Below are 6,805 nucleotides of genomic sequence, written 5' to 3'. Positions count from 1 at the left end.
TGAAATCTTGTAAAACAAATCAGTTCAACTAACAGAACTTGTAAAGTAAAACAGAGAACTGAATAAAAGTAGTAAACCTAATTAGTTAATCGCATCCAATTCTGTCAACTAATTTTAGGAATAGTCATATAACAAAAAATAATTGAAATAAATTTCGTTTTACGAAAGATATTTAACTTTTGGTGTAATTTTTTCATATTCCAAGACTATTTTACAGCTATTTTAAGACATTTTTAAGCATTACTGACGCATTGGGGCTGTAAAATTACGAAAAACCACAAGCCAAAATGGGATTGTGGGCAACTAAGACGATAGGGAGAAGTACAAGATTCTCTCAAGTTTAATATGCACATACCACCGTCGCAAAACGCGACATTGGTTAAAACGTTACCCCGAATTAGGGTACTGGTTATAAAACCTCATTGTCATATCAACAATCAGGTTTTGAAACCATATTAGCGTTTTACGAATCTGGTTAAACCACGGGGGCAAAACACCACCCTGGTTTATTACAAATAGGGAATAGCACACCGCTATCCCCTTGACCACGTTGTTATGAGGCTGTGTTTCACGGCTCCATATCAAGTTTTCGAACATCAAGCCACAAATTCCTTCTTGACTCTTTGTACTGTACTGATTCCCTTGCCTGTGAGTGTAGCAACATCACGGATGGCATAGCCCTTATTCTGAAGATTGATTACCTCTCTATATTCTTCCCTCTTTTTATCTTGGGACTCGGTGGAACCTGCAGGTCTGCCGAGTTTACCTCCTTTCTCAATATATTGCTTTTTCCAAGATTTAGGATCAAAGGACTATGTTATTACAAGTTTATATCACCTAAACTAATCTGTTAATAAAATGTTAACCCCGTGTTAACAAATGTAAATTAGGTATTCTTCGAGATTTAGCCAAAATCCTCACCTTTAGCACCCTCTCAATGTACCTTTATTCACTTCTACAAAGTTTGGGAACATAAAGGTATCACCAAGGAAATAAAGCAGACGTTATGTACTGGAAATCAGCACATAGGAACTTTTGTAAGAAGTCCGGCGTGGGCTCTGGCGTTGTCTGTTCAACTTTAATAGGCAATGCGAGAGCCTCAGTTCGTGGGACAGACGACAAGCGGTGTTCCCACGCTTTTTTTATGCTCGCTTTCCATCTCTATCTTAACAACCTGTCCGGCCCAGGGGACCCCCGGCGTAAATGTAGATATACTAACTATCAAAAATAATTGTAGTATGAGAAACGTTTACAACTTAAGCATTAGGGCCTGGCTTTTGTCCTTGCTCTGCCTGTTGGTAGGAGGCAGGGCGGTGGCCAATGAGCCACAGCTCCCTAAACCTACCAATGACCACATCACCGTCAATGATGTTACGTTGGTGCCAGGCAGCGCCGATACCTATCAGGTGGAGATAAGCCTGGTGGGTTCCCAGATTTACACTGCTTATCAGATGGATATCCTCTTTCCACCTGGAGTGGATGTAGTGGTTGATGAATATGGGCCTTATGTTGTTCTTTGGGATGGTGATAGATGTATTTACCCTAAAGGAAGAGACGGGAAACTTGTCCATAGTCTGTCGTCTTCTTATGGAGTGGTAAGTAATAAACGGCTTCGTATATCTTGTAGAGATGACATGAATAGAGTGCTCACAGCCACCAGTGGCAAACTACTCTACTTCAAGGTAAAGGTATCTCCCTATCTCAAGCCGGGAGACGTAGTCCTAAAGGTTACCAACCTTGATTTTATTACCATTACCAAGGAGAATTCTCAGAAGTATCACTGCAAGGACCAGACGCTTACGCTCCATGCCAAGCCTGAGAGCACGGCGACGCTGTCGGTGAGTGGCTCCAGTCATTATGGCACCTGCGTGTTGCCTTTCGCTGTGACCTCATTGCCTGACGGCGTCAAGGCCTATTCTGCCAAGGGGGTCGACGACACGGGTCAGCTGGTGGTGCTCGACGAGGTGACGCAGCTGGCTGCCTATACACCTTATATATTATATAGTGCCTCTGGTTATACCGGCTCGCTGTCGGGCACGGTCGATGCTAACAAGTATGGCGAGGTGGTCCGCGACGGATTGCTCCGCGGCGCCATCGCTCCGCAGAAACGCAAGGACGGCTATGTGCTGCAAGACCTCGGTGAGGGAGCCAAGTTCTATGCCATGGATGGCATGGAGTTTCTCATCCCCGAGGGCAAGTGCTGGCTCGAGATGCCCGCCGCGCAAGCCTCTGCCCCACAGTATGGCATACAGATAGGCGCCACCACAGCCATCACCGCTCCCACCACCACTGTCTCCGCCCACGGCAAGATATACACCCTCGACGGCAAGGAGGTGAAGACCATGCAGCCCGGCGGCATTTATGTGGTGAACGGAAAGAAAGTATTGAAAATAAAATAACTAACTAAAATCAAACAAAACATGACACACAAAACTTTTATCAACATCTGCCTAACGCTCATCGCCCTATGCTGGACAATGGCGATACAGGCGCAAACAGCAACAGTAGATGGTATCAATTATAACCTTTATACAGGTACTAATACAGCAGAAGTTACCAAGTCAAATGCTACTGGTGACATCGTGATTCCTGAAAAGATTACAGTAGATGGCGTGGAATATTCGGTGACAAGTATAGGTAACTACGCATTCAGTTCTTGCTCAAGCCTTACTTCTGTAGACATGCCATTGGTGACAAGTATAGGTGAGTTTGCATTCAATGGCTGTTCAAATCTTATTTCTGTGAACATGCCTTTGGTGGAAACTATTGGAAAATTTGCGTTTGCTGATAGTCCAATTACTAATCTTTCCTTACCATCTACCTTAACAAGTATTGGCAATTTTAGTTTTTTTGAAACAAAACATGTTACGCTTGCAGCAATAATTCCACCTCTGGTAAGGATTAACTCTTTTGGGGTGAATTGTGTGATTCGTGTGCCAGAAAGTGCACTGAATGATTATCGGACAGCAGTGGGATGGAGCAACTATAAAGACCAGATACTCTCTATGAACGACACCACGGACTATAATGTCACCGTAACTGCGCAGGAGAAGGAGTCGGGGCTGCTGAATGTATTGGGTCAAGACAATCTCGGCAAGGTGGTATCGCTGAAGGTGACGGGTACCATCAACGGCTATGACATCATGGTGATACGTAATAAGATGCCCAATCTGCACTATCTCGACTTGACAGATGCAACCATCGTGTCCAATGATTATGAATACTATACAGGATATCATACTGAGGATAATGTTATTGGAGATTATATGTTTGCCAGTTTAGACAAACTTGTATCCGTAAAGTTGCCTAAGAATGCTATCAGCATTAGAGATGGTGCTTTACAGTCTTGTTCCAACCTTGTCGAAGTTGTCCTGCCTGTTAAGTTAGAGTCGATTGGCGGTTATGCCTTCAATTATTGTACTAACCTTACAAACATAGACCTCCCGCCTACGCTTAAGACGATTGGTTCATATGCATTCACGAACTGTAGTCGTCTGGAAAAAATCTCACTGCCTGGTGTGGAATATATTGGTGGTTACGCCTTTACTGGCTGCGACAAGCTCACAGAAGTAAGAATCCCCAGCACGCTAAAATATATAGGCGATGGTGCCTTCAACTGCGAAAACCTAAAAAAGGTATATACCTATACCGTGGAGCCGATTAATACAGAGCAAGAGACATTCTCAAAAACAGCCTATGAGACTGGCACGCTCTATATCCCCAAGCAGAGCAAAAACAATTACTATTGGAACACCCAGTGGAGCCAGTTCGCCAAATTGGTGGAGTTCGACGAACCCTACAAATATTTCTACTTGAACAAGGAATTTACCTTGGACGACCGATTCACGGGTGAGCCCGATATCGACATCAACCCCGGTGGTGGCATCATCGTGCCCGGCAAGCCTGAGCTGCCTCCCCAGGATGCCGACACCATACACATCAAGGGCGACGGCAAAAACTGGGCATCCATCATCGCCAATGCCAACCTTAATGCCAAGGGGCTCTATATAGACATTACCATCAAGGCCAACCGCTGGTATTTCTTCAGCTTCCCCTTCAAGGTGAGAAAAGCCGACATCTCGTGTGGCAAGAATGTGAAGTTTGTGTTCCGTACCTACAATGGCGCCATCCGTGCCGAGTATGGCAAGGGTGGATGGATAGACCTGGATAGCTCTGAGGAATATCTCTACCCCGGCAAGGGCTATATCTTCCAGGCGTCGCTCGACTGCACGCTGTCTATCAAGATCGAGAAGAATGAGTTTGGCAAACTGCCCAACGTGAATGTAGACACCAAGCTCGATATTCACACGTCGACCAATGAGCAGAACGCAAGCTGGAACTTTGTGGGCAACCCCTTCACTGCGTTCTACGACATCAACGATATGGGCTACAAGAGTCCTATCACCCGCTGGAACAGCGACAGCAACACCTACGAGGCTGTGCGCCCCGGCGACGACAACGCCTTCCTCAATCCCTTTGAGGCATTCTTCGTGCAGTGTCCTAAGGACAATGACGACATCAACTTTGGTGGCGACAACCGTCTTACCCAGACTGGCAGAGACAAGAAGATGAACAGCCAGATGCAGAAGGCACGCATGGAAGGACAGTTTGACGTGCAGCGCCAGATAGTAAATCTCACCCTGAGCGACGGCACCACCACCGACAAGACCCGCGTGGTATTCAATCCCGACAAGAAGGCTGGCTATGAGCGCGACTGCGATGCCGCCAAGTTTGAGAGCAACGGCGCCTCTGAGCTCTACACCGTAGAGGCTCTGGCAGGCAGACTCGCCATCAACGAGCGCCCCGAGGGTAGCGTGAAGATAGGTTACCGTGCTGCCAAGGCTGGCGAATACACCATCGCCGCCCAACGTATGGACCGCCAGGTACTCCTGCGCGACAACGACCTGCAGATAACCTTCGACCTCACCCAGGGCGACTATCACTTCACCTCTGATGCCGGCGAGTTCGACAACCGCTTCATGCTGCTCATCGACAACAGCACCACCGGTATCGGCGACATCGTGACCACCACTGGCGTCAACGTGAAACCCACCGACTGCGGCCTCAATATCAGCAACCTGCAGGGCAAGACCCTCCATGTCTATGCTCTCAACGGTGCCCTCTACGCCACCCGTACCCAGGATGGATTCCTCGGCCTCGCCAAGGGTGTCTATCTGGTAGAAGTAGAAGGACTGAAGGCCAAGTTTATGGTAAGATAAAAGGCATAGGACTATGACCAAGTTACAACGATTACTGATGACATGGCTGCTGCTCATCGTGGGCAGCGCCATGCTCACGGTGTCGGCGCAAGACGATTTCAACCCTGGCAATCCGCCCGAGCCCGATCTGCGCCTTAGGGTCAGCGTGAGTTCCGAGCGCGGCTATACCTCGGGTAGTGGCACCTATCTCAGTGGTACTAAGGTAACGATAAGGACCTCGTCGCGGAGCCCGGACTTCACCTTCGCCTACTGGACGCTCAATGGCGAGAAGTATAGCGAGCAGCAGCAGTTCGAGTATGTCGTGGCCGACCGCAACGTAAACTTTGTAGCCATCTACGACTTTACGCCCGTCAACCCCTCTGAGCCACAGATGCCCGACACCTACCGTGTGTATCTCTCTACCAATGAGCCGGGCAGCTGTTCGTTCAACCGCGACAACGGAGCCAAAGCCAAGGCTGGTACGAGGGTGGAACTTAGGGCTACCCCCAGTCAGGGATATAAGTTCAAGGGATGGTTCCTCGACGGCGTGAAGCAGAGCGACCAGCTCGCTTTCAACTTCGAGATGCCTGCCAGCAACGTGAACTACGAAGCACGGTTTGTCTATAACCCCGACAGTCCCGACGAGCCCCAGGGCGACGGCAGCCAGACGGGCAATATCACCAATAGTCAGGTGGGCGACGTCGATGGTGATGGCACGATAGATACCGCCGATGCCGTGATGATTATCGAACATTATATCAAGGGTACCACCGACAAGCTCAACAAGGCGACAGCCGACGTCGATGGTGACGGAAAGATAGATACGGCCGATGCGGTCAAAGTGATTAACAAATATGTAAACAAAGAATAAGACAATGAGACATAATTATGTAAGACCCCAGTCAGAGCGCATACGTGTGGATGCCATGCACACCCTGCTCGCTGGTAGTGGTGAACGCAGTGTGCAGTTTGGCAGCGGTAATGCCGATAACACCAAACCCATCCTCGCCCCGCGCGACGACTGGTATGACGAAGATGAATGACGATAGCTGAATAGTCAGCTTGACTTTTATCCGTGGCCCAGACTTCTCCCGCCTCTCCAAATGGTATAGGGAAAGTCTGGGCCTTTTTTAGGTGGAAGCCAAGCCGAGGAAGCCCCTCCCCAACCCTCCCCAAGGGGCGGGAGCTCGTACTTGCTGTGTTTAAGGCGGTTTGGAGGTTCTCTTTCCCCTTGGGTAAGGCTGGAATGGTGCTCGTGGCTGGTGAGGTGTCCATGAAGAGGGAGGGGGTACATGGTAGAGATGTCCGCAAGCAGCAGCAACTCCGTAGGAGTTGCGTTTAGCCGTAGGCGTTATTCTCAGTTGGAATTTATCACAATAAATAAGCAGAAAAACTCGCTGCGGTAACGCCTTCGGCTAATCGCAACTCTTTCAGAGTAGCATTGATTTGTAGTGAATTGCACCCATGGTAGAGGCGCTTCGCCCCTCAACCCTGGGCTATGAAATCGCAACTCCGTCAGAGTTGCCAAGGGTGCGTACCATCCACGATGGGCTAACCCATCATTGGATGCGCACCACACACCATTCCACCATTGGGTGCATATCATC

General features: G+C 48.6%; 5 protein-coding genes and 2 pseudogenes. 5 read left to right on the top strand and 2 right to left on the bottom strand.

Features of this window, described 5'->3' with window-relative positions; translation table 11 throughout:
• Positions 1-596: 596 nt before the first annotated feature.
• Both CIK94_RS14720 and CIK94_RS04000 read right to left on the bottom strand, forming a co-directional pair.
• Positions 597-797 (bottom strand): annotated as a pseudogene (locus CIK94_RS14720) (recombinase family protein); the annotation flags it as partial.
• Between the two features lie 459 nt (positions 798-1,256).
• Entirely contained in the window at positions 1,257-1,571 is a 315-nt protein-coding gene (locus CIK94_RS04000) for a hypothetical protein (protein ID WP_094421432.1), read from the bottom strand.
• Positions 1,572-1,634: 63 nt separating this feature from the next.
• On the opposite strand from CIK94_RS04000, the gene CIK94_RS03995 reads away from it, so the two are divergent.
• The 5 genes and pseudogenes from CIK94_RS03995 to CIK94_RS14335 all read left to right on the top strand — a co-directional run bounded on the left by CIK94_RS03995 (position 1,635) and on the right by CIK94_RS14335 (position 6,241).
• Positions 1,635-2,399: a hypothetical protein gene (locus tag CIK94_RS03995; RefSeq protein ID WP_094421430.1), complete on the top strand. Its 765-nt coding sequence runs from the start codon at positions 1,635-1,637 to the stop codon at positions 2,397-2,399.
• A 21-nt stretch (positions 2,400-2,420) separates the two neighbouring features.
• Positions 2,421-2,858, top strand: a pseudogene (locus CIK94_RS14925) (leucine-rich repeat domain-containing protein); the annotation flags it as partial.
• Between the two features lie 75 nt (positions 2,859-2,933).
• Positions 2,934-5,219 carry a leucine-rich repeat domain-containing protein gene (locus CIK94_RS03990; protein WP_254046132.1) on the top strand — a complete coding sequence of 762 codons (2,286 nt, stop codon included), beginning with the start codon at positions 2,934-2,936 and terminating at the stop codon, positions 5,217-5,219.
• Between the two features lie 13 nt (positions 5,220-5,232).
• A complete protein-coding gene (locus CIK94_RS03985) occupies positions 5,233-6,069 on the top strand; it encodes a dockerin type I domain-containing protein (RefSeq protein ID WP_144008287.1) in 837 nt (278 codons plus the stop codon).
• A gap of 4 nt (positions 6,070-6,073) precedes the next feature.
• On the top strand, positions 6,074-6,241 hold the full coding sequence (locus CIK94_RS14335) for a hypothetical protein (RefSeq protein WP_158216505.1): 168 nt from the start codon (positions 6,074-6,076) through the stop codon (positions 6,239-6,241).
• Positions 6,242-6,805: the final 564 nt, after the last annotated feature.

It is taken from the genome of Prevotella sp. P4-51, from assembly GCF_002251455.1.
Classification (GTDB): Bacteria; Bacteroidota; Bacteroidia; order Bacteroidales; family Bacteroidaceae; genus Prevotella.
Note: the sequence above shows the minus strand (reverse complement) of the source record. Positions and strands in the feature narration are given on the sequence as shown.